24 protein-coding genes are annotated in these 23,511 nt (G+C 53.3%); 11 read left to right on the top strand and 13 right to left on the bottom strand.

Annotation, left to right across the window (positions count from 1 at the left end):
* The first annotated feature begins 94 nt into the window (after positions 1–94).
* The 5 genes from EH198_RS00970 (at position 95) to EH198_RS00950 (ending at position 4,452) form a co-directional block, all read left to right on the top strand.
* Entirely contained in the window at positions 95–1,183 is a 1,089-nt protein-coding gene (locus EH198_RS00970; protein ID WP_124693691.1) for an ABC transporter substrate-binding protein, read from the top strand.
* A gap of 73 nt (positions 1,184–1,256) precedes the next feature.
* Positions 1,257–2,129, top strand: coding sequence for a nitrogenase iron protein (nifH, locus tag EH198_RS00965; RefSeq protein ID WP_124693690.1), 873 nt, complete (start codon positions 1,257–1,259; stop codon positions 2,127–2,129).
* A 16-nt stretch (positions 2,130–2,145) separates the two neighbouring features.
* Complete coding sequence (locus tag EH198_RS00960) at positions 2,146–2,937, top strand: ABC transporter permease (protein WP_124693689.1); 792 nt, start codon at positions 2,146–2,148, stop codon at positions 2,935–2,937.
* Between the two features lie 40 nt (positions 2,938–2,977).
* Positions 2,978–3,754 (top strand): ABC transporter permease, encoded by a 777-nt coding sequence (locus tag EH198_RS00955; RefSeq protein WP_124693688.1) that lies wholly within the window; start codon positions 2,978–2,980, stop codon positions 3,752–3,754.
* A gap of 224 nt (positions 3,755–3,978) precedes the next feature.
* Positions 3,979–4,452 (top strand): YbaK/EbsC family protein, encoded by a 474-nt coding sequence (locus tag EH198_RS00950; RefSeq protein ID WP_124693687.1) that lies wholly within the window; start codon positions 3,979–3,981, stop codon positions 4,450–4,452.
* An 11-nt stretch (positions 4,453–4,463) separates the two neighbouring features.
* Here EH198_RS00950 and EH198_RS00945 read toward each other — a convergent pair whose 3' ends face one another.
* From EH198_RS00945 to EH198_RS00930, 4 genes are all read right to left on the bottom strand, one after another.
* A complete protein-coding gene (locus EH198_RS00945) occupies positions 4,464–6,002 on the bottom strand; it encodes an MDR family MFS transporter (protein ID WP_124693686.1) in 1,539 nt (512 codons plus the stop codon).
* A gap of 62 nt (positions 6,003–6,064) precedes the next feature.
* Positions 6,065–6,736, bottom strand: a complete 672-nt coding sequence (locus EH198_RS00940; RefSeq protein ID WP_124693685.1) for a hypothetical protein — start codon at positions 6,734–6,736, stop codon at positions 6,065–6,067.
* Complete coding sequence (locus EH198_RS00935) at positions 6,729–7,430, bottom strand: hypothetical protein (RefSeq protein WP_124693684.1); 702 nt, start codon at positions 7,428–7,430, stop codon at positions 6,729–6,731. The genes EH198_RS00940 and EH198_RS00935 overlap by 8 nt, the downstream gene beginning before the upstream one ends.
* Complete coding sequence (locus tag EH198_RS00930; RefSeq protein WP_124693683.1) at positions 7,431–8,063, bottom strand: YhbD family protein; 633 nt, start codon at positions 8,061–8,063, stop codon at positions 7,431–7,433. It abuts the gene before it with no gap.
* Between the two features lie 198 nt (positions 8,064–8,261).
* Here EH198_RS00930 and EH198_RS00925 point away from each other — a divergent pair, with 198 nt between their 5' ends.
* Positions 8,262–9,023, top strand: coding sequence for a DeoR/GlpR family DNA-binding transcription regulator (locus EH198_RS00925; RefSeq protein ID WP_124693682.1), 762 nt, complete (start codon positions 8,262–8,264; stop codon positions 9,021–9,023).
* A 105-nt stretch (positions 9,024–9,128) separates the two neighbouring features.
* Here the strand turns inward: EH198_RS00925 and EH198_RS00920 are convergent, their stop codons facing one another.
* Entirely contained in the window at positions 9,129–9,746 is a 618-nt protein-coding gene (locus EH198_RS00920; RefSeq protein WP_124693681.1) for a 50S ribosomal protein L25, read from the bottom strand.
* A 256-nt stretch (positions 9,747–10,002) separates the two neighbouring features.
* On the opposite strand from EH198_RS00920, the gene EH198_RS00915 reads away from it, so the two are divergent.
* Positions 10,003–10,296: a GNAT family N-acetyltransferase gene (locus EH198_RS00915; RefSeq protein ID WP_124693680.1), complete on the top strand. Its 294-nt coding sequence runs from the start codon at positions 10,003–10,005 to the stop codon at positions 10,294–10,296.
* Positions 10,297–10,367: 71 nt separating this feature from the next.
* Positions 10,368–11,225 (top strand): GNAT family N-acetyltransferase, encoded by an 858-nt coding sequence (locus EH198_RS00910; protein ID WP_185702700.1) that lies wholly within the window; start codon positions 10,368–10,370, stop codon positions 11,223–11,225.
* A 136-nt stretch (positions 11,226–11,361) separates the two neighbouring features.
* On the opposite strand, the gene EH198_RS00905 is transcribed toward EH198_RS00910, so the two are convergent.
* Entirely contained in the window at positions 11,362–12,123 is a 762-nt protein-coding gene (locus EH198_RS00905) for a hypothetical protein (RefSeq protein ID WP_124693678.1), read from the bottom strand.
* 2 nt (positions 12,124–12,125) lie between these two features.
* On the bottom strand, positions 12,126–12,269 hold the full coding sequence (locus EH198_RS00900) for an NADPH-dependent FMN reductase family protein (protein ID WP_185702699.1): 144 nt from the start codon (positions 12,267–12,269) through the stop codon (positions 12,126–12,128).
* A gap of 267 nt (positions 12,270–12,536) precedes the next feature.
* On the opposite strand from EH198_RS00900, the gene EH198_RS00895 reads away from it, so the two are divergent.
* From EH198_RS00895 to EH198_RS00885, 3 genes are all read left to right on the top strand, one after another.
* Positions 12,537–13,091 (top strand): GNAT family N-acetyltransferase, encoded by a 555-nt coding sequence (locus EH198_RS00895; RefSeq protein WP_124693677.1) that lies wholly within the window; start codon positions 12,537–12,539, stop codon positions 13,089–13,091.
* Positions 13,092–13,216: 125 nt separating this feature from the next.
* Positions 13,217–14,080, top strand: coding sequence for a class I SAM-dependent methyltransferase (locus EH198_RS00890; protein WP_124693676.1), 864 nt, complete (start codon positions 13,217–13,219; stop codon positions 14,078–14,080).
* A 6-nt stretch (positions 14,081–14,086) separates the two neighbouring features.
* Complete coding sequence (locus tag EH198_RS00885) at positions 14,087–14,830, top strand: RluA family pseudouridine synthase (protein WP_124693675.1); 744 nt, start codon at positions 14,087–14,089, stop codon at positions 14,828–14,830.
* Between the two features lie 175 nt (positions 14,831–15,005).
* Here EH198_RS00885 and EH198_RS00880 read toward each other — a convergent pair whose 3' ends face one another.
* From EH198_RS00880 to EH198_RS00855, 6 genes are all read right to left on the bottom strand, one after another.
* The gene (locus EH198_RS00880) at positions 15,006–15,446 is read right to left on the bottom strand and encodes a MarR family winged helix-turn-helix transcriptional regulator (protein ID WP_124693674.1); all 441 of its coding nucleotides are present in this window, start codon (positions 15,444–15,446) and stop codon (positions 15,006–15,008) included.
* A 361-nt stretch (positions 15,447–15,807) separates the two neighbouring features.
* Entirely contained in the window at positions 15,808–18,249 is a 2,442-nt protein-coding gene (gene gyrA, locus EH198_RS00875; RefSeq protein ID WP_124693673.1) for a DNA gyrase subunit A, read from the bottom strand.
* Between the two features lie 262 nt (positions 18,250–18,511).
* Positions 18,512–20,494, bottom strand: a complete 1,983-nt coding sequence (gene parE, locus EH198_RS00870) for a DNA topoisomerase IV subunit B (protein WP_124693672.1) — start codon at positions 20,492–20,494, stop codon at positions 18,512–18,514.
* 65 nt (positions 20,495–20,559) lie between these two features.
* On the bottom strand, positions 20,560–21,549 hold the full coding sequence (locus EH198_RS00865; RefSeq protein ID WP_124693671.1) for an ABC transporter permease: 990 nt from the start codon (positions 21,547–21,549) through the stop codon (positions 20,560–20,562).
* On the bottom strand, positions 21,542–22,525 hold the full coding sequence (locus tag EH198_RS00860; protein ID WP_124693670.1) for an ABC transporter ATP-binding protein: 984 nt from the start codon (positions 22,523–22,525) through the stop codon (positions 21,542–21,544). Before EH198_RS00860 ends, EH198_RS00865 begins: the two co-directional genes overlap by 8 nt.
* An 18-nt stretch (positions 22,526–22,543) precedes the next feature.
* Complete coding sequence (locus EH198_RS00855; RefSeq protein ID WP_246014053.1) at positions 22,544–23,434, bottom strand: GDSL-type esterase/lipase family protein; 891 nt, start codon at positions 23,432–23,434, stop codon at positions 22,544–22,546.
* Between the last annotated feature and the right edge of the window lie 77 nt (positions 23,435–23,511).

Raw genomic sequence — 23,511 nt, 5'->3', positions numbered from 1 at the left:
ATACTATACCGAGGCAGGTGATGTAGGGCTGAATAGTTGCATCTTTACATGTTAAAATTTTACTTATATTAAAATTTTTAGGAGTGTGAGAAAAATGGCAGATGGTAAAAAGAAATGGATTATTATTTCCGTAATCGCCGCTTTGGTGGTAGGAGGAATCGGCGTGGGCAGCTACTTGGGGCAGACGAAGAAAGGAATCGGCATCCAAGGCGCCGCAGGGTTATCGAACTTAAAGAGCGCAGGGTTTGACCCGGCCAAATCCGGCAAAAAAGTGTACACCATCAAAACCGACACCAAGGTCAATTGCTCCTCCACACCATGGGTGATTGCCGAGAAAAAAGGCTTTTTCGCCGAGGAAGGAATCAATGTGGAATATACCGGCGAGCTGACTACCGCACAAGTGCTTCCCTCCATCTTGAACGGAACGAACAATGTCTCCAGCACCCATGTTAACAATATCGCCACCTATATCGCCGGCGGCGCCAAAATCAAGGGCGTTACAATCGGCGGGGTCGAACCGACACCGGACGTGGATGAAAAATATCATCACATGAAATTCTATGTCAGCCCCAAGCAGGGCGTTTCTTCCCTGGAAGAGCTGATCAAGAAGAAGAAAAACGGGGAGAAAATTACGATCAACGGCACCGTACCGAGCTGCACAACCTTTATCGCCACCAACGCATTCGACCATCTGGGCTTCGATCGTGATCAAATCAAGTTTGTCGCTTTCGAAAGCGATACGGCGGCCTTGCAGGCCAACCAGCAGGGCAATATTGACATCGTCGGCGTCCATCCACCCTTTTACAAGCTGGCAAAGGACTCCGGTCTGATCGAAATTTTCGACACGGCGGATACCGGACTCGGCGAAGCGGCAGGCACAACCTTCTACTACTTCACGGATCAATTTATCAAGGATAATCCCGAAGCAGTCCAGGGCTTTGTCAAGGCGATCAAGAAAGCGCAGGACTGGATCGTCAACCCGGCGCATGAGGAAGAAGCGATCAAGCTGACCGGCGACTATATCGGCCAACCGGTAAATGCCGTGCACTACTATTACACCGGCAAAGGATTCCAGGACAAGCTGATCCAGCCTTGGATTGATGACCTCGTCGTATCAGGAGCCTTGAAGAAGGATCAGCTTCACGTCAACGACCTGATCACCACCCAGTTTGACCCTAACTGAAATGCCATCAAACAAAGGGAAATCCGCGTTTTTTCAACAGCAAAATTACAACAAAAGTTAGGAGAGCCCGATTATGACTAAAAAACTGAGACAAATCGCATTTTACGGCAAAGGAGGAATCGGCAAATCCACCACTTCGCAAAACACCCTGGCTCAGTTGGCCGTCAATTTCGGCCAAAGAATTATGATCGTGGGCTGCGATCCGAAAGCCGACTCCACGCGCCTGATTCTGAACACCAAAGCGCAGCAGACCGTGCTTGATCTCGCCGCCAAACTCGGAAGCGTAGAAGACCTGGAGCTGGAGGACGTGGTGTCCTCCGGCTTCGGAGGCATCCTCTGCGTGGAATCCGGCGGTCCGGAGCCGGGGGTGGGCTGCGCAGGCCGGGGAATCATTACGTCGATCAATTTTCTGGAGGAGCAGGGCGCCTATGATGATGTGGATATCGTCTCCTACGACGTGCTGGGCGACGTTGTCTGCGGCGGGTTCGCCATGCCGATCCGCGAGAACAAAGCGCAGGAAATCTATATCGTCTGCTCCGGAGAGATGATGGCCATGTACGCAGCCAACAATATCGCCCGCGGCATTCTGAAATATGCACAAAGCGGCAGCGTTCGGCTGGGCGGACTGATTTGCAACAGCCGCAATACGGACCGCGAGCAAGAGCTGATCAGCGAGCTGGCCCGTCGCCTGAATACCCAGATGATCCACTTTGTGCCGCGCAACAACGTGGTACAGCATGCCGAGCTGAGAAAAATGACTGTTACCCAGTACAATCCGAACCATTCGCAGGCCGAAGAATACAAGCAGCTAGCCGAGAAAATTTTGCACAACGAGAAGCTGACCGTTCCCACTCCGATCGATATGGACGAACTGGAACGGCTGCTGATTGATTTCGGTGTGGTGGAGGATGAGGAGACGGCTCTGCAGACGCAAGCCCTCAAGTAAGGAGGATGGAAACGCAATGAAATGGATCATTTCGGTTCATCGGAAATTGTTAAGCTTTTATCTTTTTTTCCTGGTGCTGATCGTTTGGGAACTTGCGCCGAGGCTGGGATTCGTTAGCAACGTATTTGTCCCGCCCTTCTCGCGGATCGTGGAGACCGGAGTCGAACTGGGATTGACGAACATTTTTCTCTACATTTCCATCAGCCTGAAAAGAGTGTTTGTCGGCTTTGTCCTGGCTACCGTTTTGGCCCTGCCGCTTGGCTTTATTCTGGCCGGTGCCATGCCGAAGCTGGCCGCCTTTCTCCACCCTCTGACCAAATTTCTCTCCAGCATCCCGCCGTTTATTCTATTTCCGGTCTTCGTTATCATTATCGGAATCGGCGAGGGAGGCATCTATACGGTTATCTTCTGGTCGTCGTTCTGGCCGATATTGTTCACGACCATAGCCGGTATTCAGAGTGTCGATCCGCTGCTGATCCGGTCGGCCAAATCCATGAATGCGGGCAAGCTGGTGATCTTCACAAAGGTGATCCTTCCCGGCGCCTCGCCGACATTGATCACCGGACTCCGTACCGGACTGACCATGAGCTTCTTCATGTTGATCGGTTCGGAGAGCATGGGCGCCGATTCCGGTATGGGTTGGATGATCCACAATGCCCAAAGCATGGGGTTTGTCGAGCGCATTTACCTTGGGGCCATTATGGTTGCAGGCGTCGGTCTGGCGCTCAATTATGTGCTTGAATACCTGGAGAGTGCAGTGCTGCAGTGGCGGCAGGCTCCCGATTCAAGCAATAAAGCCGCGGCCTAGCCGGATCTTATCTTAAGCAAAGGAGGACGAGACGGGTTCCATGAATTCCACCGCAGGCAAGCTTAAAAAAATCGGCATCGGCAGCATCCCGATCCTGTTGTTCTTCATCTTCTGGGAGGGCGGCGCCCGAATCATTCCGGAGGGCGTCATCTCGCCTCCCAGCGACGCGATTGTCGCCATCTTCCGCTCGGCATTCTCCGACGTGCTGCTGGAGCAGACGCTAATCAGCCTGTACCGAGTGCTGCTCGGGTTCTTGCTCTCGCTGATTATCGGTATTCCGCTCGGATTTTTGCTCGGCACCTTTTTTAGTTCGGCGGAAAAAGCATTGTTACCTTTCTTGCGCACCTGCGAGAAGCTGAACCCTTTCGCGATCATTCCGATTTTCATGATCTTCTTCGGAATCGGAACTTCGGAAAAGGTGGTCGTCATCTTCTGGTCTGCGCTCTGGCCCGTACTGTTTAATACGATGGCCGGAGCCAAAGATATCGATTACAATCTGCTGCGGGCGGCACGGTCCATGGGAGCTACTCGCAGAGAGCTGTTTACCAAGGTCGTCCTGCCGTACACCGCACCCAATATTTTTATCGGTATTGAATTTGCCGCCCAGCTATCGTTCTTCATGATTATCGCATCTGAAGTAATCGGTGCCAGCACGGGACTCGGATGGTATTACATCAACTCTACCGCCCGCTATGATCTGCCGCTCATGTACGGCATCGTCCTGTTCATCACCGTGCTGGGCATTATCATCAACCTGTTGTTCGCCAGACTGAAAAAGCGCTTTCTGGTATGGAAAGAAGCGTCACAGCTTCACTAAACTTTAAATGAACACAAAAGGAGCAGACAGCTCCTTGCAGCAAGGGAACGGTCTGCTGCAAAAGCTCATTCTGGAAGAATAAATACGAAAACGGCGCTCTTCGCATGAGGAGCGCCGTTTTGTCGGTATGTTGGAACAGAATCTTTTGTCACCAATCAAATAAACCGTTAAAATGATTAAATATCGCAAAATCTTTATTTTTATGAGGAAAGGAACCCGTTGCCATGTCTATCGAAAATGTAAAAGCACACTTCCGCGCCTTTAACAGAGAGCATCTTGTGATGGAATTCGACTCTTCCAGCGCCACCGTGGAGAAAGCCGCGGAGACCATCGGGGTAATCCCCGCCCGTATTGCCAAGACGCTGTCTTTTCGCGGCGAAGGAGATGCCGCCATTCTGGTCGTCTCCGCCGGCGACACCAAGGTCGACAACAAAAAATTCCGGAATGAGTTCGGATTCAAGCCGAAAATGCTAAGCCCGGAGGAAGTACTGGAGCAAACCGGACATGCCGTAGGCGGCGTTTGCCCGTTCGGACTGACCAATGAGCTGGTTGTCTATCTCGATGTCTCCATGAAGCGCTTTGATACGCTATTCCCGGCCTGCGGCAGCTCGAATTCCGCCATTGAATTGACCTGCGCCGAACTGGAGCAATACTCGGGCGGCAAGGCATGGGTCAACGTCTGCAAGGACTGGGAATAGTAACCCGGCCATTAATGGCCGGAGATCACTTTTTCTTCTTCTCCGGCACCGGCCAACCGGCTACTTCCCATGAACAGCGAGGAGAGCAGAGCCAGCACCGCCGGAATGATTGCCCAGGCGAAGGTTTGTGTGATGGAGCCAGATAGTCCCTCCGAGATTTTGCTCAAAATCTCCGGTGGAATCAGCGCCCGCGTATCCGGGGACAACAGAGTATGGGGGTCCGACAGATCGAACGCCCCCGCCCCGCCCTGGGCGGCTCCCGAAGCAGCAGACAGATTACCCAGCCGATTCGCCAAATAATGGCTCTGGATGATGCCGAAGGTGGTGATGCCCACCGTCATACCCAAAGACCGCAGGAAATTGAGCGTTGCGCTTGCCGATCCGCGCTGCCGGGCGGGCAAACCGTCTATGGCGGCGTTGCTCAGTACCGAGAAAGACGCGCCGACGCCAAGGCCGATAAGGATCATATACAGAGTGACGATCAGCCGCGTCGCGTCCGGCGAAAGCGTGGAAGCAAGCCAGGTTCCGAGTGCCAGCAGCGCAAGGGTTGGAATCATCAGGCTGCGGTAACTGAATTTAGTCATCAGGAAACCTCCGGCGGTTGCCGTGATGACGGAACCTACCATCATCGGCAGAAGCACGAGACCGGAATTGGTAGCCGAGCCTCCGAGCACACCTTGAATAAAGATCGGGATGTAGACCGAGGCCACAATAAACGCCGCTCCGCTGAACAAGGCAATCAGGATGCTAAAGGCATACAGCTGCTTGCGGAACAACTCATAGGAGATAATCGGTTCCTCCGCCTTCGTCTCCGCGTACAGAAACACCGCTGCGAGCACCACCGCCGCGCCGAACAGGCCGAGAATAATCGGGGAGTTCCATGCGTATTCTTTGCCGCCCAGTTCCAGTGCAAACATCAGGCAGACCACCGCGCCGAGCAGGGTACCCGCGCCAAGCCAGTCAATCGGCTGCTTGGAATGCTCATGCGATTCCTTATAGAAGAACGCTACCAGCACAAAAGCAAGGATTCCGAGTGGCAAGTTGATGTAAAATATCCACTGCCAGGCAATATGGTCCGTAATGTAGGCGCCGAGCAGCGGACCGAAGATGCTGGACATCCCGAATACCGCGCCAAAAGCGCCGCCCAGCTTCCCGCGCGTCTCAAGCGGCACCGCATCGAACATAATCGTGAAGGCGATCGGCACCAGCGCTCCGCCGCCCACCCCTTGCACCGCCCGGTAAATGGCCAGCTCAGTAATGCTGTCCGCCGTTCCGCACAGCGCGGACCCTCCCATAAACACCAGCAGACCGAAGACGAAAAATTTCTTACGGCCGTACATATCCGACAGTTTGCCAAAGATCGGCATGCCCGCCATCTCAGCGACGAGATAGGCCGATGTGACCCAGACGAATTTATCCATTCCGCCCAATTCCCCGACGATATTCCCCATGGCTGTCGCCACAATTGTACTGTCCATGGATGCCATCAGAATCCCCAGCAGAAGTCCGGCGATGACCAGACCCAGACGGTTATTTTTGCTATCGCTCATACTCTCCACTCCATATCTCTTTATTAGTTACGGTTTACAATTTACGGTTTATAATTTACGGTTTACAATTTAACCTGGCTCCGCACCTTTGCGCTCTTGTGAATCTCCAGCGACTCCCTGTATTCAACCGTTTCAATTATGCAGTTGGGTCCGATAATGACGCGTCCACCCCTTACGGTCTCTGCCGATACATGCTCAAGTTCCACGATATCCCCTTCAATCGCTCTGCTTTCGAAGCGGACGTTCCGGTTCGGATGGACCATTTTCATCAACTTGTATCCCTTGCTCGGTTTGATCCGGATCGTGCCCCCTCCGACATCTCCCGCCCGGCTGTATCCGAACAGGCCGATGTCCAGCTGATCTCCGCTCAGCAGTCCGCCGATCTCCACCACACCGCTAAGCCTGAACTCTCCAGCCTCGCAATCTTCCTTCACTTCGAGATGTCCCTCAAACGCCAAACGTTCCGCCTTCATCCGGGAATCAATCTTCAGCTCTCCCCGGCCCCGCACCGACAAGGCATCGATCCCGCCCCGGACTCCACATTCTCCGGTCAGCTTGATTTCCTGCGCATGAAGGCTGCCTTCAATATCCGTATTCCCGGTCAGCCCGAATTTTACACAGTCCACATCCCCGGTAAACCGGCATTCGCCCGTTATCCCTACATTTTGAAACGAGCCGCCCGCTGATGAAGAGTTACCCAGTATTTTAAGATTGCCCTTGACGGGATCAGTCACCGGTCTTCACTTCCTTTCCGACACGCGCGCCGGGATGGACCGACAATTCGGAACCGTATTCCACACGTCCGATACTGCAGCCTTCCCCGATAACTATGACATTTCCTCTGACAATATCCGCAGTTGTATATTCCAGATCCAGGTGGTCACCCTCGATGGTCTTCGCGGTAAGCTCCGATTTGAGCTTCGGGATGATTCCGCCGATTAGCCGGTTCCACATGCTTTTGTTTCCTTGTCGAACCTTCAAGGTCTCCACTCCGATTTCACGGACTTGCCCCGCTCCGTTCAAGCGTATGTCAGCATGCCCGGCGCTCAGCAGACCTTCAACTGTAAAGCCTCCCTCACCTTTCAGCTCCTCCAGCTCGCAGTCTCCCTTCACGGTCACCAGTCCGTTAAGCGCACAGCTCTCGCCCTTGAGGCTGCCTTCGATATGGAGCATGCCGTCCAATTTCATTCGGCCTGTCTTCAAGGAACCTTCTAGGTTCATGATTCCGTTGACTTCCATCTCCCCGGTTTCAAGCCCCCCTTTCACCCGTATCTGGCCGTTCGCTTTGAATAACCTCGCAGTGAGCGAATCTCCCACCTTTCCCACTCCGTCGATCAGGACTCGGTCATAGCTTCCTCCCGCGGCACTCCCGACGCCGTTCAGGATAAGATCCGGGAGTTGGCCTTCATCCTTGGATTTTTCCGCCATTTATGACAACCTCCCTTTCAATTGCTCGATTAAATCTCCAAGCGCCACTTTCGCAATTAGCCTTACACCTTCATCGAAATATAGTTCCGCAGGGGACGGCGCGAGCATAAACAGGGCAACGCCCATTTTTCGGACAAAATACAGCTCGCACGGCCTGCCTTTCAGTTCCTCCGTATGACTATCCAGAGTACGCAGCAGCAGTCTGCCTTCCTCCAGATTCATATCCCCGTTGGCAAGCAAATTATCCGCAACATACAGATGAAGCAGGGTGTCAAAGGAGTACATGCCATCATCCCCCTGAACATCAAGGCCGTACGAAGACAAGGTTAGATCCGTAACAATGTTTCGTTCTGCAATTGCTTTTTCCGTCAAGCGGATATCGCTGAATCCTCCTGTATCGGACAACCGGCTAGCCAGTTCATCCAGAGAAAGATCATCTTTCATGTTTAAAATGTTATGAACGCGGGCGAGAACCAGCATCTTCGGAAAAAAGGTTTCCTGCCCGGTAAATGTAGATTTGCGGATAAACCATTCTTCCGGGATAAGCTGCTTCCGTTTCCAGCGGTACAGCTGGCCGTAAGAAATTCCGGTTAGGTCCAGCAGCTCCTTTTTGGATATCAACTCGTCTTCCATATTTTTCACCTCACAAACGCATTGTAACATAACACTGTTACGTTGTAAACCAAAACGCAAATAGATAGCTGGTCTATGGTCAATTTATTCATAAAGGTTTCTTCGACATAAATGGCTAAGTTTTGGTGTTTTGTTGGTATAATATACTTAAATCTGCACTGCGCATGACCCCAATCGGTATATTAAGGATGGATTTACATGCTGAAGCCCAAACGGATCAAACAGATCCAAGATTACATAATGGAACACAACACCGTGTCGCTCGATGAACTTGTCAATGTATTTAATGTTTCTAAAAATACGATTAGACGGGATATCCAGGAACTGGTCGAGGGAGGAGAAATCAAGAAGGTCTATGGCGGTGTAACCGCAGTGAATATTACGACTCTCCTCTCTTTCAACGACAGAAAGACGCGCAACCGCAGCGAAAAACAGAGAATTGCCAAAGCCGCGGCCCGGTATGTGAATGACGGGGATATTATATACATCGATTCCGGAACGACAACCCTTGAAATGATTGAATATATCAAACATATCAACTTGACTCTCATAACGAGCAATCTCGATTTCATCCTTGGCGCCCTTCCCTACAGCAATTTGAACGTTATTTCGACCGGCGGCGTTCTGGAACGCAAGACGAAATCGTTTGCCAGCATCAAAAACACGGATCTGTTGAAAGCGTATAATATCAATAAAGCCTTTATGGCTTCCACTGGCATTTCGATCTCGAGCGGCGTAACCAACTCTTCTCCGCTCGAAAGCGAAATCAAGCAAATTGTGGTTGAACGATCACGGGAAGTTTTTTTGCTCGTAGACCGCTGCAAATTCGGCAAGCACGCGCTGATGACCTACTGTAATCTGGACGAAATCGATTATTTGGTCACCGATAGCATGCCGGGCGGCGATTATCTTGAGTACGCCAAGCAGAACGAAATCAAGCTTGTTGTCGCCGACGAATAACGGACACCTGATGGCATCATTTCAAGTCGGGCAAAGCAAGAGCGCGCTCCCTCCGATCCGAAGAGAACGCGCTCTGCTTGTCTATATTCAATGTTCAGCCGGCAATCAGGCTTCCGTTCCTTCGGCAGCTTCTTCCGCAGCCGCCGGTTCTGCGGCTCCTTCTTCCTCGGCCGCAGGCTCGTCTACCACGGCAGGAGGTGCGATCTTGACAACCAGCGTCTCAGGGTCCGTCAATACTTCCCAGCCCTCATGCTTCGGAAGGTCGGAAACCAGCAGATGATCCCCGATCTCAAGAGCGCTGACGTCAACTTCTAATACGGACTCCAATTTATCGGGCAGTGTACGGATATCAAGCTCATGCAGCTCGACCGTCTGTACTCCGCCACCCTTCACACCCGCCGGTGTGCCGGTAAAATGCAAAGCTACCTTGGTATCCAGCTCGGCTTTCATATCGATCACATGGAAGTCGATGTGCAGCAGCTTTTTGGTCAAAGGCTGGCGCTGCACTTCATTGATAATCACATCTTTGGTGCCGGAAGCCGGCAGTTCCGCTTTTAAAACCGCCCGCGGATTTTTGCCCAGAATAGTGTCGATCGTTTTTGCATCCGCGCTAAAGGAAAGGGATTCAGAACCCGCACCGTAGATGACAACAGGCACCAGGCCCTGTCTCCGCTGCGCGGCAGGCTTCCCGGCTCTTTCCATCAAACGTACTGTTTCACTCATTGCCAATTCCTCCTAAGGATGGATTGAAAAAACATAAGACCGATTAGATATGTATTCTAACCAGTCTCTTATTAACCATATTGCTGTGCTGTGGAATCAGTATAGCACTCCCGAAAATGAGAGTCAAAATTGTCTCCTTACCCACAATCCTCCAAATTTCGCGTTTTCCATTCCCGCTCGACAGGTTATGAGCGAATTCGCTTTTTCCCCTGAGAGAGAGTAAAATAACGGTAATAATAAAACGGGAGTGATGAATATGCTGCAGATTTCATCGGATGAAGGACGGTTTTATGTTAGCGGTGACGGAGAAGACCTCGCTGAAATTACATACCAGTTGGACCCTTCCAACACGATGATCGTCGATCATACGTACGTATCGGAACAATTGCGAGGTCAGGGAGCCGGCGAACAGCTGGTCAAGGCGGTCGTGGACAAAGCGCGAGATGAGGGATTGACCATCATTCCCCAGTGCTCCTACGCCGCCCATCAATTCAAGAAGCATCCCGAATACGGGGACGTGCTGAAAGAGAACGGGAAAGGTCAGTCTTAAGCAACCTGCCCGTTGTTCGCAGCGGAAATGTCCACCCGGGCTGCGATTCCAATTTTAGGAGGATGACGGGTTTGACAACACATGAAACTTTACGCGAAATAGAGGAATTACAGCGCCGCTGCGAGGAATTTGAAGGCATCTCAATGAAGCTCAATTGGGATTCCCTCCGCAGGGAACCCGGGGGCGGCGCCGCCGAATGGCTCGTAACCTACGAGGATGAGCTGCTGGCGGGATTTATCGGGCTGTACAGCTTCGGAAGCGAAATCGAAGTATGCGGCATGGTGCGTCCGGGCTACCGCCGGCGCGGCATCTTCACCTCGCTCTGGAAGCGGGCGCAGAGCTACATCGCCCGCGGAGGGGCGCAGACTGTGCTGCTGAACGCACCGGCGGCCTCCAAGTCCGCCGCGGGGTTTCTGAAGACCCTGCCGCTCGACTTCGATCATGCCGAATACCAGATGAAATGGGATGAAAAGCAAGCGGCAGAGCGTTCAGCCTTTGAGAACAAGATACTGCCGGATGACCATGTCATCCTCCGGCCCGCCCGCGCAGATGAAATGGCGCTGCTGGTCGCTCTGGACAGCAGAGGATTCGATATGACGCCGGAAGAGGCGGCGGACATGTACGACGAGCTGGCGATGGAAGGCAACACCGAGCATATTATCGTCGAACTGGACGGACAGCCGGCGGGAAAGCTGCGCCTCTGGACAGAGCGTCATGAGACGTGGATTTACGCTTTTACCGTTGACGAGAAACTGAGGGGCAGAGGCATCGGACGGAGCGCCCTCCTCCAGACCATTCAGCGGGAAAAGCGCAGCGGTAACGGAGTCAATCTTGAAGTCTCGCTGGATAATCCGAATGCGCTGAAGCTTTATGAGAGCTGCGGATTTGTAATCACGAACAAGCAGGACTACTTCCGCTATATCGGCTAGATTGGCCCGAACCTCATTGAACCCGATATGCCGGCTTAGCATTAACACAATTCAAGGCCCTACGGACCGATGACGGTACATAGGGCCTTTTCTAAGCCGAAGGCAGGCGCGAGGCTGGGTTGCCGCTGCCGGCGGGTCACATCAGAAGATGTCGGGGTAGCACATCTTCGCCGCTCCGGCTCCGGCTGGCCCCTTCCGCCCCACAGCCTGCGCTTCCATTGTTTGATTCCCCGTTTAAGTGTGACAGAAGCCTCAAGTAATCAAGAGAAGCTTCCAGCGTAAAGAAATCTCCTTCGCAACTGCGCTTCTCCCCTTCCATGAGAAAATGGATCTCCACGCTCACGGGGGGCATGCCGTAAGCCTTGCGGCAGAATACGTTGGCCATATGTAAAAATCCGAGGACAACTTCCTCATTTCCGCAAACCATAAATTTCTGCACCTTCAGACCGCTTCCGTTTCTGCGGGAGTGCCAGACCAATTGAAAGATCATAGAGAGCTCCATTTGCAGTTCGGGCACGGGAACATGCCACTGCTCATACAGCATGAACGGAATGTCTTCCTCAGGGTTGCCGCCGACAAGCCGGATCAGCTCATCGCATATCGTGTTTTTAACTTTCAAATAATGCATCAGGGAAAGAAAGCACCGGGACTGAGGCGGCCATCTTCGCTCCAGGATAAACTGAATAGGCGTCTGCCTGCGCACCTCGGGTGCCAAGCTGTAATAATCATTGAGTGTATGGCCGACCGCATACTGTACCTGCTGACGCCACAGAGGCAGGCCTTTTCCGCCGTCACCGCAGATCTCCGCCATATCCAGCAGCGCACGCTCCACAATGTAGTCGTATAGCTTTGGAAGAGGGGGCGCCGGATTAACTGCCGTACAATGCGTTGTATTCATATTTAAGGCACCGCCACGCAGAGCTCGGCAAAACGCTGTCCGAATTTGCGGCATTCCTCTTTCTCCGCTGCAGTCGGCCCATACTCGATCTTCAGGCTTGTTTGCACGATGGCAGCCCCTCTTTCCTTCAGTTTTTCTTCTAGCACATCAACCGCGCCGCAGTAAATTATTGCCGGTCAGGCTGGCATATACCACCAATATTTTTGCCATGCTCCGCATCCTCCCCTAAGTCACAGAAAGCCATAAATGAATGCATCCTATCTTCGTAAGACGGCTGCGATATCACCTATTTTATTGATAATGATTATCATTGTCAATATTATTTTTTCATATCTAATCAGCTTGTCAGCGTTTTTCACAGCCGGGCTGAGCGGCCTGCAATATAATAATTTTATCGACGGGAGGAGATCGAAATGGCCATTTTGCACAAACAAGAGTACCTATCTAAATCGGGAATACCCGTAATTATCAGATCAGCGGTCCCCGCTGACGCGGCCGGTATCCTTTCCGTCCAGCGTAAAGTTGTGGAAGAGAATAGATATGTTATGACCGCGCCCCACGAGTTTCATAAAACGAATGAAGACTATAAAGAATTAATCGATGCGGCTGCCGGTCATCCGGGCGAGCTTTTATTGGTTGCCGCGGCAAACGATACCTTAGCCGGTTGGCTGATCCTGTACACCCCTTCGCTGGAGAAACGTTCTCACGTTCGCGAGTTCGGCATCATGCTGTCTCCGGACTGGAGAGGACTCGGGATCGGAAAAAAACTGATTGCCACGATGCTGAATTGGACCGCCTCCCGTCCTCTTATCGAAAAAGTTTGCCTTGAAGTATTTTCTTCCAACGAAAATGCCATTCAGCTGTACCGCAGTCTCGGATTTCAGGAGGAAGGGAGACGGCTTAAACAAATCAAACTTGGCCCCGGAAGTTATGTCGATTTAATTCTCATGTACAAAGCTTTGAAATAATACCCTGGCTCATATGAAAAAAAGCGACCTGCCTGCGGCCTGACTCAAACGGACTAACCGTTTGTTAAGAACCGGCAAAATGATGTACAATATAGGCTAAATGAATTTTTGAAGGATGGATTAGCATGTACATGGCTCGGGACTGGAAAGATTATGAGATTATCGATACAGGAGGCGGAGAAAAGCTGGAACGCTGGGGAGACATTATTCTTCGGCGTCCGGATCCGCAGATTATATGGCCGCTTGTAAACGAAACCGCGCAATGGCGGGATGTTCACGGACATTACCATCGCAGCTCATCGGGCGGAGGCCAGTGGGAAATGAAGAAGAGCATACCGGATAGCTGGAGCATCCGCTACGGGAAGCTTAGATTCCATCTTCGTCCAACGAACTTCAAGCACACGGGGCTATTCCCGGAGCAGGCGGCCAACTGGAGCTGGATGATGGACAAGATTGCGGGCGCGGGACGCAAAATACAGGTGCTCAACCTGTTCGCTTACACCGGCGGAGCAACCGTTGCGGCAGCCAGTGCGGGCGCTTCCGTCGTACATGTCGATGCGGCCAAGGGCATGGTCCAGTGGGCAAAAGAAAACCTGCAGCTGTCCGGCCTTGGAGAACGTCCGGTCCGTTTCATCACCGACGACGTCTTCAAATTCGTGCAGCGCGAGCAGCGCCGGGGCAACAAATACGATGCGATCATTATGGACCCTCCCTCCTACGGAAGAGGACCCGGCGGCGAAATGTGGAAGCTTGAGCAGAGCTTGTACCCTTTCCTCGAAAGCTGTATGGACATTCTGAGCGACAACCCGCTATTCCTGCTCATCAATTCCTATACGACCGGCATTTCCCCGACCGTTCTGGAGAATATGCTGGCCATGACAATGAAGTCCCGTTTCGGGGGCAAGCTCAGCGCTGGGGAAATCGGCCTGCCGATTACTTCCTCCGGCTTGAATCTGCCTTGCGGCATTCTCGGCCGCTGGGAGTCCTAAAGAGCGATGGCGCAAAACTTGAACGGAGGCCGGGAGGACGGACTGCCCCCGTCTTCTTATGACATTTTGTATGAGGACAATCATCTTCTTGGGATCGTAAAGCCCTTTAATATTCCCGTACAAGAGGATGCAACCGGAGACGCCGACCTGCTGACCCTTCTAAAAGAGGACGTCAAGCGGCGCTATGACAAGCCCGGCAACGTCTTTATGGGGCTGGTGCACCGGCTGGACCGGCCTGTCGGCGGGGCCATGATCTTTGCCAAGACCTCCAAGGCCGCTTCGCGGTTGTCGGAGAGCGTCCGCAGCCGGAGCTTCCGCAAAGGGTATTTGACCGTCGTGCACGGACGGCTTCCCGCATCAAGCGGACGGCTGAGAAATATCCTGCTCAAAAACGCCAAGACGAACACGGTCACCGTTGTCCGGGAAGGCACGCCGGGCGGCAAGGAAGCCGTGCTGGACTATTCGGTGCTGGGATTTGCCGAAGGCCTCAGCCTTGTGAAGATTGACCTGCTCACCGGACGGTCGCATCAGATCCGCGTACAGCTAGCCCATGCCGGCTGCCCGCTGTACGGTGACCAGAAGTATGGAGCCGCCGTCAACAAGCCCGGCCAGCAAATCGCGTTGTGGTCCTCGCTTGTGGGCTTTCCGCATCCCATTACCAAACAGGATGTAGAGCTGATCTCCATGCCCCCGCGGCAGTATCCTTGGGACCTGTGGGCCGCGGAGCTTCAAGAACGGGCGCTCCGTTAGAACGATAATCGGATAATATGACACAAAGCAGCGAGCCGATCTTGAGATGAGGCTCGCTGCTTTTTTTAATAAATCTCTTTGATTTCGCTTGGCTGCCTGAGCGTTGGCTGGACTCATTCATAACGGTGCCATAATGCCTCCGCTGCAAAAGCGGTATTCATGAGGCATTGGCCGGTTATCTGCTCAACTCCAGAGGAACGGCTTCGTTCCCCGGGGTCACGAGTTTACCCATCAAATACAGCAGAAGCTGCTGGTTGTGGGCCGAGATATGGTCCAGGACTTCCGCAAAAAAGTCGCTGCGGACCTTAAGGCCTCGCGCCGTTTCCATTCTTCCGAGATCGGTTATGCTGACCCAGACGATCCTCCGGTCGGCGGCATCCCTGTCCCTGATAATCAGCCCGCCCCGCTCCATCCGGTCGAGCAGCATCGTAACCGCGGCAGGACTGGTAGCCAGATGCGGAGCGAGGTCGGAAGGCTTGGCGGCTCCCCGTTCCTGAACAAGCTCAAGCACGGTTAGTTGGGCGTCGGTAAGCGTGGGGGCCAGCTTTGTATCCATATGAACCTTGTAGTCTTTGAGAATTTTATGCCAGATTTTACTGAATTCAAAGGAGTTCACAGTTGTTCCTTCCTTTCTTGGCGAATGATCCGTCATTAAAACATGTTCGCGGAAGAGTTTCTTTTTCCTGCAAAAGGAAAAAAATAAATAACCCCATAAACTTTTAACGGCTGTAAAGAAGTATTTAAAATCTTAGATTACGTGTGAAGCAAATTTTAAAATATATTAAATACCAGAATGAACCAAATTGTCAATCGGTCCAAATCTTGCTCCTGTAAGATACTACGCATTCCGGAGGCGGCTTATTTTATTGCTATTATTTTTCGACACGGCACGCCATGTATAAAAAGACATCCGCACCCTGTCGAAAAAGGGGCGCAGATGTCTTTAGGGGTACAGCCTGTATTCGATAAAATCCGCTCTACTTCACGCTAATCTGCACGCTGACGATCTCGTCTTTCTTCTCCACCGGAACAAGAAGCTTGCCGATGGAACGGCGTTCGGCGATCGGCGCAGCTTCCGAAGAGAAGCTATGCACCGCTCCCTCGCGCGTGATGGCGGTCAGTTCGAACGTCTCCTTGCAGTAAAATGCGCCAGCAATCCGGCTTCCGTTAGGACGGACGCGTTTGCCTTCCTTGAATTCAAAGGTCGGCACTCCCTTGCCGCCCCGGCTCTGCGGCACATAATCCAGCAGCAGACTGCGCTTGCCGTAACCGATATCCGTCAGAGTGAGAATCTCTCCCTCATCGTCCGAAACCCGGAAGCAGGACACCACCTCATCGCTTTCCTTAAGCTGAATGCCTTTGACGCCGGCTGCCACGCGGCCCATCGGGTTCACTTCGCTTTCGCGGAAACGGATGCTCATGCCTTCCCGGGTGACAAGCACAATATCCTGTTCCCCTTCGCTAAGCATGACCGAAAGCACCTCATCCTCCGCTCCCACCTTGCATGCAGCGACGGCGCCGCTGCGGCTCGTGAAATACTCCTTCAGTTCGGTGCGTTTCACCTGTCCCTTGCGCGTTACAAAAATCAGACTGCGGGCAGGATCTTCGAAATTACTTATAGGTATTATTCCGGAAATGCCATCTCCCTTGGAAAGACTGATTACATTTACAATCGCGGTGCCGGGGTCCTTCCACTTAAACTCCGGAATCTGATGCACCGGAAGCAGGAAATACTGTCCTTTTCCTGTGAATACCAGCAGACTGTCCCGCGTATTAACGTCGAGAAGTTTGGTGATATAGTCGCCTTCCTTAACTCCGGACGCATTCCGTTCGCCGCCGGAGCGGGTGAAGGAAAGCATGCTTGTCCGCTTGATATAGCCATCCGCCGACAACGTGACCAGCACATCCTCCGCGTTGACCAGCGCCTCAAGGCTGACCTTGAGCTCTTCCACCTCGCCCTGAATGGCGGAGCGGCGGTCGATGCCGTATTTGTCGCGGATTTCCAGCAGCTCCTTGCGGATGACGCTGACCAGCTTCTTGTCGCTCTCCAGAATTGCACGCAGGGCAGCGATCTTGCGCTGCGTCTCCTCCAGTTCCTTCTCCAGCGTCTTGATCTCCAGATTCGTCAGGCGGTACAGCTGGAGAGTCAGGATGGAATCCGCCTGTCTTTCGCTGAAGCCGAACATCCAAACGAGATTGTTCTGGGCATCCTGGCGGTTCTTCGACGCTTTGATCGCGGCGATCACTTCATCCAGAATATTGAGCGCCTTGACCAAACCTTCCAGGACATGCGCCCGGTCCTCCGCCCGCTCCAGATCGAACTGGGTACGATGCGTGACGACTTCACGCTGATGGGCGATATAAGCTTCCAGAATAGACTTGAGGCCAAGCTGCTGCGGAGCTTTGTTGACGATGGCTACCATATTGAAATTGTAAGTGACCTGCAGGTCGGTCTTCTTGAGCAGGTATGCCAAAATCCCCTGCGCGTCGGCCTCCTTCTTCAGTTCGACGACGATCCGCAGACCTTCACGTCCGCTTTCGTCGCGCACTTCCGCGATGCCCTCGACTTTTTTCTCAAGACGGATATTCTCCATGGCGGTAACGAGACGCGATTTAACCACCTGAAATGGAATCTCGGTGATGACGATCTGCTGCTTGCCACCGCGCAAATTCTCAATCTCTGTCTTGGAACGCAGATAAATGCGTCCTTTGCCTGTGCGGTAAGCGTCCATAATTCCGTCGCCACCCATAATGAGCCCGCCAGTCGGGAAATCCGGGCCTTTCATAAAGGTCATGATTTCTTCGAGCTCGATCTCCGGCTTCTGCATAACCGCAATGCAGGCGTCAATCGTCTCGCGCAAATTATGCGGCGGAATTTCAGTGGCAAAGCCGGCCGAAATGCCGCTTGTACCGTTTACGAGCAAATTCGGATAACGTGAAGGGACGACGACCGGCTCCTTGGCCGTATTGTCGAAGTTGTCCTTGAACAGCACGGTTCGCTTCTCGATATCGCGCATCATTTCCATGGCGATCGGCGATAGGCGGGCCTCCGTATAGCGCATGGCTGCCGCCGGGTCGTCGTCCATCGAGCCCCAGTTGCCGTGTCCGTCGACGAGCACATGTCCCATTTTCCAAGGCTGCGCCATTCTTACCATGCCTTCATAGATGGAAGAGTCGCCATGAGGATGATAGTTGCCCATGACGTCACCGACGGTTTTGGCCGACTTGCGGTAAGGCTTGTCCGGTGTATTGCCCGAATCGTACATGGCATACAGAATCCGGCGTTGAACGGGTTTCAGTCCGTCGCGGACGTCGGGGATGGCCCGGTCCTGAATGATATATTTGGAATACCGGCCGAAGCGGTCACCGACGACCTCTTCCAGAAATGCCGGCAAAAATTGTTCGGATAAACTGCTCATGCATTCACCTTCTGTTCCTCAAACTGTCGCCTTTATAAAAGATTGGTGATCTGCACGTTGCTGTGCGACGGTTTGGACTTCCGGCCGCTGTTGTCTCCGGATTCCCTTCAATTAACCCTAAAGGGGGGAATCCGTAGACAAAGGCGGACGCTATCGCTCCTCCAGTTCCAAACCTCTCGCCCTGCTTCGCAAATCGCCAAAACATTTAAACATCGAAATTCTCGTCACCTTGCGACGAGAACACTTAGATTATGTCACGTCATTACTCCACGATCTCGGTAAAATCAACATTCTCCACGATCCAGCGCTTGCGCGGGTCGACCTTATCGCCCATCAGCGTGGATACGCGGCGCTCTGCCTTGGCGGCATCCTCGATCTGCACCTGAAGCATGGTTCGCGACTCCGGATTCATTGTCGTTTCCCACAGCTGATCGGGGTTCATCTCGCCGAGACCTTTATAACGCTGAAGCTCGAAGTTTTTGCCGAACTCTTTCAAATAATTCTGAAGCTGCTCGTCGGTCCAAGCGTATCTGACCGTCTCCAGCTTGCCCGATTTGCGGGTCAGCTTATACAGCGGCGGCTGGGCGATATATACTTTTCCCGCGTCGATCAGCGGCTTCATGTACCGGTAGAAGAACGTCAGCAGCAGCACCTGAATATGAGCGCCGTCGGTATCCGCATCGGTCATAATGATTATTTTGGAATAATTGCTGTCCTCTACTGCGAAATCCGGTCCGATCCCCGCGCCGATCGCGGAAATGATCGCCCGGTACTCGTCATTCTTCAGTATTTCCGCCAGCTTCGCTTTCTCGGGATTCATCGGCTTGCCCTTAAGCGGCAGTATCGCCTGGATCTTCGAGTCGCGCCCCTGCTTGGCCGAGCCGCCGGCGGAATCGCCTTCGACGATGAACAGCTCCGTGCGGGAGAAATCCTTGGACTGCGCGGGCGTTAGCTTGCCGCCCAGGTTCGAGCCCTCGCTGCGCTTCTTGCCGCTACGGATCTCGTCGCGGGCTTTACGCGCCGCTTCCCGCGCTTTGGCCGCTTGAATGGATTTCTTCAGCAGGCTCTGCGCCACCTGCGGGTTCTCTTCGAGAAAGCGCTGCATATTCTCGGAGACGATAAAGTCGACCACGCCGCGCGCCGAGGCGCTGCCGAGCTGGTCCTTCGTCTGGCCGACGAATTCAACCTCGGACATCTTGATGCTGATGACGGTCATCATGCCCTCGCGCAGGTCGCCGCCATCCAGATTCTTATCTTTCTCTTTCAGCAGCCCTGTGCGCCGGGCATAGTCATTCATGACGCGTGTGTACGCCGTCTTGAACCCGGTCTCATGCGTCCCGCCGCTGCGGGTCGGGATCGAGTTGACGAATGAGGCAATCGTCTCGGTGTAGCCGCCGTTGTATTGGATTGCCACCTCGACCTCGATTTCGTCCTTCTCGGCGCTGAAATGGATGACGTCGTGGAGCACGTCTTTGCCTTCATTCAGATAGCGCACGAATTCGCTCGCTCCGCCCTCGTAGTAGTACTCGTCCTGGCGGCCGTTTCGCTCATCCGTCAGCGTGATGCGCAGTCCCGAGTTAAGAAAAGCGATCTCCTGAAGCCGTTCGGAAAGCGTGTCGTAGTTCAGCGAGATGCCTCCCTGGAACACGCGAATATCCGGCTTGAACATGATCTTCGAGCCGGTTTTGTTCGTATTGCCCAATACCTCAAGCCCCGTAACCGGTTCTCCGACATGCTCTTTCCCGTTCTTGTCTACCCAGTATTCAAAACGCTGGCGATGGATCTTGCCTTCCCGGTATATCTCCACCTCAAGCCATTCGGACAAGGCGTTCGTAACCGAAGCGCCGACGCCGTGGAGGCCGCCGGATTTCTTGTACCCCGAGCCTCCGAACTTGCCGCCGGCATGCAGCATGGTGAATACCACCTGCGGCGTCGGCACTCCCGTCTTGTGCATTCCGGTCGGAATGCCGCGTCCGTTATCGGTTACGGTAACCGAACCGTCCTTGCGCAGCGTAATGTCAATTTTCGAGCAAAATTTCGCCAAATGCTCGTCTACGGCGTTGTCTACGATCTCCCATACAAGATGGTGCAGTCCCGAGGAACTCGTACTGCCGATATACATGCCGGGCCGTTTGCGAACCGCAACCAGACCTTCAAGCACCTGAATGTCGTCAGCATCGTATCCAGTCCGGTCTGCTGCGCCGTTTTTTGTGACTTCAGCGAACATATCGACCTGTTCGAACATTCATGTTCCCCCTTCTCTTCTCTAATCCCAAAATGCAAACAAACGTTTTGGTTACTTTGTACATTCTAATTCAAAATATCCCTTTTCGTAAAGACGGCGAATGAAATGATCACGGAAACGGCCGCCCAAACGCCTAAAACCGCCAAGGAAAAAGGCAAGGTCATCCCCGCGATCGGCGCCGGAGTTCCCGCAAGGTAATTCGTCAGGCCCAAATTGACCATGAACAGGTACTTGGCCGAAGTCCAAGCCGAAGCCATATTGGTCAGGATCGTGCCGGCAATCAGCGCCGCCATCATCACAACGATACTGGCTGCCGTGCTCCGGAACAACACCGAAACCATAAAGGCCAGCAGAGCGACGACGACGCTGACGAACCAGATCAATCCGCACTGCATCAACAGATATTCCCACTGCGGCACCGAGTGGACCGCGGACATATCGACCGTGTCTCCGCTGAGCTGAAAGCCGGTAAATACCGGTACGTTGAAGCCGCTGTAGCCAAAGGCCAGTCCGGAAATTAAGTAGCTTACCAGAAAGGCCGACAAAATAATCAGCGATACGAACATGAGCAGCGCGATCAATTTGCTCAACAGCACCTTCCAGCGCCTAACGGGCCGGGTCAGCAGCATTTTAATGGTTCCCGTCGTGCGTTCTCCGGATACGATATCCGAAGCCACCGCCATAATCAGCAGCGGGATGAACAGGGAGATCGAATTGTCCAGGAATTCGCGGGTAAACGTTACCCCGCTGGGCTCATTCGGATTCACGTCATGGTCGAGATAATACTGCATCTGCTGTACAAAAATTCGGCGGTACGTCTTCCATTCCTCCGGGATGCGGCTGCTGCTGAGCGAATTTTCATTATCGGTAATCTGCTGCTGCAATTCCAGACGCCAGTCGGAGCTGAACTTCTCCCTGTTCCGTTCGGCAGAGCGCATCTGGGCATAGGTGAACATCGGAACGAGCACAAGCAGAATGAGGAGGATGACATAAAAGCGCTTCTTTTTGATGATCTTCATACACTCATTGCGGATGAGCGGCAGCAGGCTAATCAATGGTCTCACCCTCCGTCAGTTTCAAGAATAGCTGTTCCAGTGTCGGATTGATTTTATGCACGGCCCTGACCTCTACACCGGCGGATACCAGAGCGGCGACGGTTTCGGGAACGGCATCGTCATCCATAATCGTCAAGGCGGAGCCGCTTCGCATATTCGCAATCACCGTGTCGTCCAGCGCAAGCTCGGCGGGATCGGCAAGCCGGATTCCCGCTCTCGATTCAAGCAGGGCGGCGCCGCGTTCATACGGCTCCAGCTCCCACAGCACATAAGGCGAATTTCGGGCGACAAGCTCGCTCACGCCGCCCACTGCCAGCACGCGTCCCCTGCTGATGATGGCGACCCGGTCGCATAGCAGTTGAATCTCGCTCAGCAGGTGGCTGGAGACGAACACCGCCATTCCCTCATCCGCCAGCCTGCGGATGAATTCACGCAATTCCTTGATTCCCTTGGGATCGAGACCGTTCGTCGGCTCGTCGAGAATAAGCAGTCGCGGACGTCCGAGCAGCGCCTGGGCAATGCCGAGGCGCTGGCGCATTCCGAGCGAGTAGGTTCTCACCTTGTCGTGGATGCGCTGGTCAAGCCGGACCGTTTCGACAACCTCGGCGATCCGCGCTTCGTCCACTCCAGGCTGCATCCTGGCGAAATGCTGCAGATTCTCCCAGCCGGTCAAATACGTATAGACCTCGGGATTTTCAACGATGGAACCGACATATTGCAGCGCTTTTTCAGGCGCTTTGTTGACATTATAGCCGCATACGGTGATGGAGCCTTCGCTCGGACGTATTAAATCTACGAGCATGCGGATAGTGGTCGTCTTCCCCGCCCCGTTCGGCCCGAGGAAGCCGAAAATTTCGCCTTTTCTGACATCAAAGGTTACGTTGTCGATAATCCATTTGCGGCCTATTTTTTTACGGACTCCGTTAACGGATAACACGACGGTTCCAAGGCCGTCTTCATTTTCGTTCGATTGCAAGTTCCCCGCTCCTTTCCTCTACCGTACCGCTTGAACAACCCGGTCCGCCATCCGCTGGTAGCCGTCGCCGTTCGGATGAAAATGGTCGCTGGATAAGTATTTGTCAAGATGACCGTTGAACAAATCGAGCGTCGGAACAAGCGTCATGTCCATATTGCGGTTGATGATATCCATTGCCGCATCGTTCCAGGCTGTAACGGCCTGATTGCCCGGGATGAGCATTTCCCGCAGATCCCCAAAAGGATTGTAAAGGCCGATATAGTAGATCTTCGCCGAAGGATTGATCCTCGAAATGGAGCCTAGAATAGATTCCAGCCGGTTTGAAACGGAGGGAAGATCGGCGATGAGCCGTTTAGGGTCCAAATTCTTTAATTCATCTCTCCCCCCGGCGGCTCGCGTGCTCATGCCGGGAGTACCCGCCGAATCTGACGCTCCGCCCTCTGGAACCGTTCCTTCCGACGCTTCATTCAGCATGGACTGCGCCCCATCAAACAGATCGTTGCCGCCGATCGAAACCAGAATGATGTTCGCCTGGCGCAGGACGTACTGTACGCCCTCCTCTTTCAGCTTGTCCTCCAGTCCGGTAGTCGTCAGTCCGTTAATGCCGAGGTTCCCGATCAGTTCGGCTTTCATTCCGTCCGTGGACAAGCCCGCTACGGTCCGGCGGACAAAGCCTTCGCCCGTATTGTCCCCCGTACCCTTGGCCAGCGAGTCGCCGACTGCCGCAACCTTCAGGACGTCAGTTCCGGCAGCGGGAGCCGCCGTGCTCTGCGGAGTCTCCGTGAAATGAGCCGCGCCCCGCGGATATATAATATCTTTAGCGGCATAGACAAATCCGATGAGCAGCAAAAGGGTAGCTGTAATGGATAGAAGGCTTGCGCCCCGCCAAGTCCATTTGAAATCGTTCAAATCGATACCTCCGTCCGATCGACAATGTGTATTGTATTTAAACATAATTCTTCTATCGGCAATTTGCAAATGTTCTA

Origin of the sequence: Paenibacillus rhizophilus, assembly GCF_003854965.1 — a bacterium.
Taxonomy (GTDB): Bacteria; Bacillota; Bacilli; order Paenibacillales; family Paenibacillaceae; genus Paenibacillus_AQ; species Paenibacillus_AQ rhizophilus.
The sequence above is the reverse complement of the archived record's forward strand: the minus strand, read 5'-3'. Positions and strand labels throughout refer to the sequence as shown.

Bases quoted from the DNA above. Each gene is read 5' to 3' on its own strand.
- EH198_RS00945 (WP_124693686.1), bottom strand. From the start codon at position 6,002: ATGAGCGATAGCAAAAATAACCGTCTGGGTCTGGTCATCGCCGGACTT.
- nifH (WP_124693690.1), top strand. From the start codon at position 1,257: ATGACTAAAAAACTGAGACAAATCGCATTTTACGGCAAAGGAGGAATC.
- EH198_RS00895 (WP_124693677.1), top strand. From the start codon at position 12,537: ATGGCCATTTTGCACAAACAAGAGTACCTATCTAAATCGGGAATACCC.
- EH198_RS00915 (WP_124693680.1), top strand. From the start codon at position 10,003: ATGCTGCAGATTTCATCGGATGAAGGACGGTTTTATGTTAGCGGTGAC.
- EH198_RS00960 (WP_124693689.1), top strand. From the start codon at position 2,146: ATGAAATGGATCATTTCGGTTCATCGGAAATTGTTAAGCTTTTATCTT.
- EH198_RS00925 (WP_124693682.1), top strand. From the start codon at position 8,262: ATGCTGAAGCCCAAACGGATCAAACAGATCCAAGATTACATAATGGAA.
- EH198_RS00930 (WP_124693683.1), bottom strand. From the start codon at position 8,063: ATGGAAGACGAGTTGATATCCAAAAAGGAGCTGCTGGACCTAACCGGA.
- EH198_RS00970 (WP_124693691.1), top strand. From the start codon at position 95: ATGGCAGATGGTAAAAAGAAATGGATTATTATTTCCGTAATCGCCGCT.
- parE (WP_124693672.1), bottom strand. From the start codon at position 20,494: ATGTTCGAACAGGTCGATATGTTCGCTGAAGTCACAAAAAACGGCGCA.
- EH198_RS00890 (WP_124693676.1), top strand. From the start codon at position 13,217: ATGTACATGGCTCGGGACTGGAAAGATTATGAGATTATCGATACAGGA.
- gyrA (WP_124693673.1), bottom strand. From the start codon at position 18,249: ATGAGCAGTTTATCCGAACAATTTTTGCCGGCATTTCTGGAAGAGGTC.
- EH198_RS00935 (WP_124693684.1), bottom strand. From the start codon at position 7,430: ATGGCGGAAAAATCCAAGGATGAAGGCCAACTCCCGGATCTTATCCTG.
- EH198_RS00920 (WP_124693681.1), bottom strand. From the start codon at position 9,746: ATGAGTGAAACAGTACGTTTGATGGAAAGAGCCGGGAAGCCTGCCGCG.
- EH198_RS00950 (WP_124693687.1), top strand. From the start codon at position 3,979: ATGTCTATCGAAAATGTAAAAGCACACTTCCGCGCCTTTAACAGAGAG.
- EH198_RS00905 (WP_124693678.1), bottom strand. From the start codon at position 12,123: ATGAATACAACGCATTGTACGGCAGTTAATCCGGCGCCCCCTCTTCCA.
- EH198_RS00885 (WP_124693675.1), top strand. From the start codon at position 14,087: ATGGCGCAAAACTTGAACGGAGGCCGGGAGGACGGACTGCCCCCGTCT.
- EH198_RS00955 (WP_124693688.1), top strand. From the start codon at position 2,978: ATGAATTCCACCGCAGGCAAGCTTAAAAAAATCGGCATCGGCAGCATC.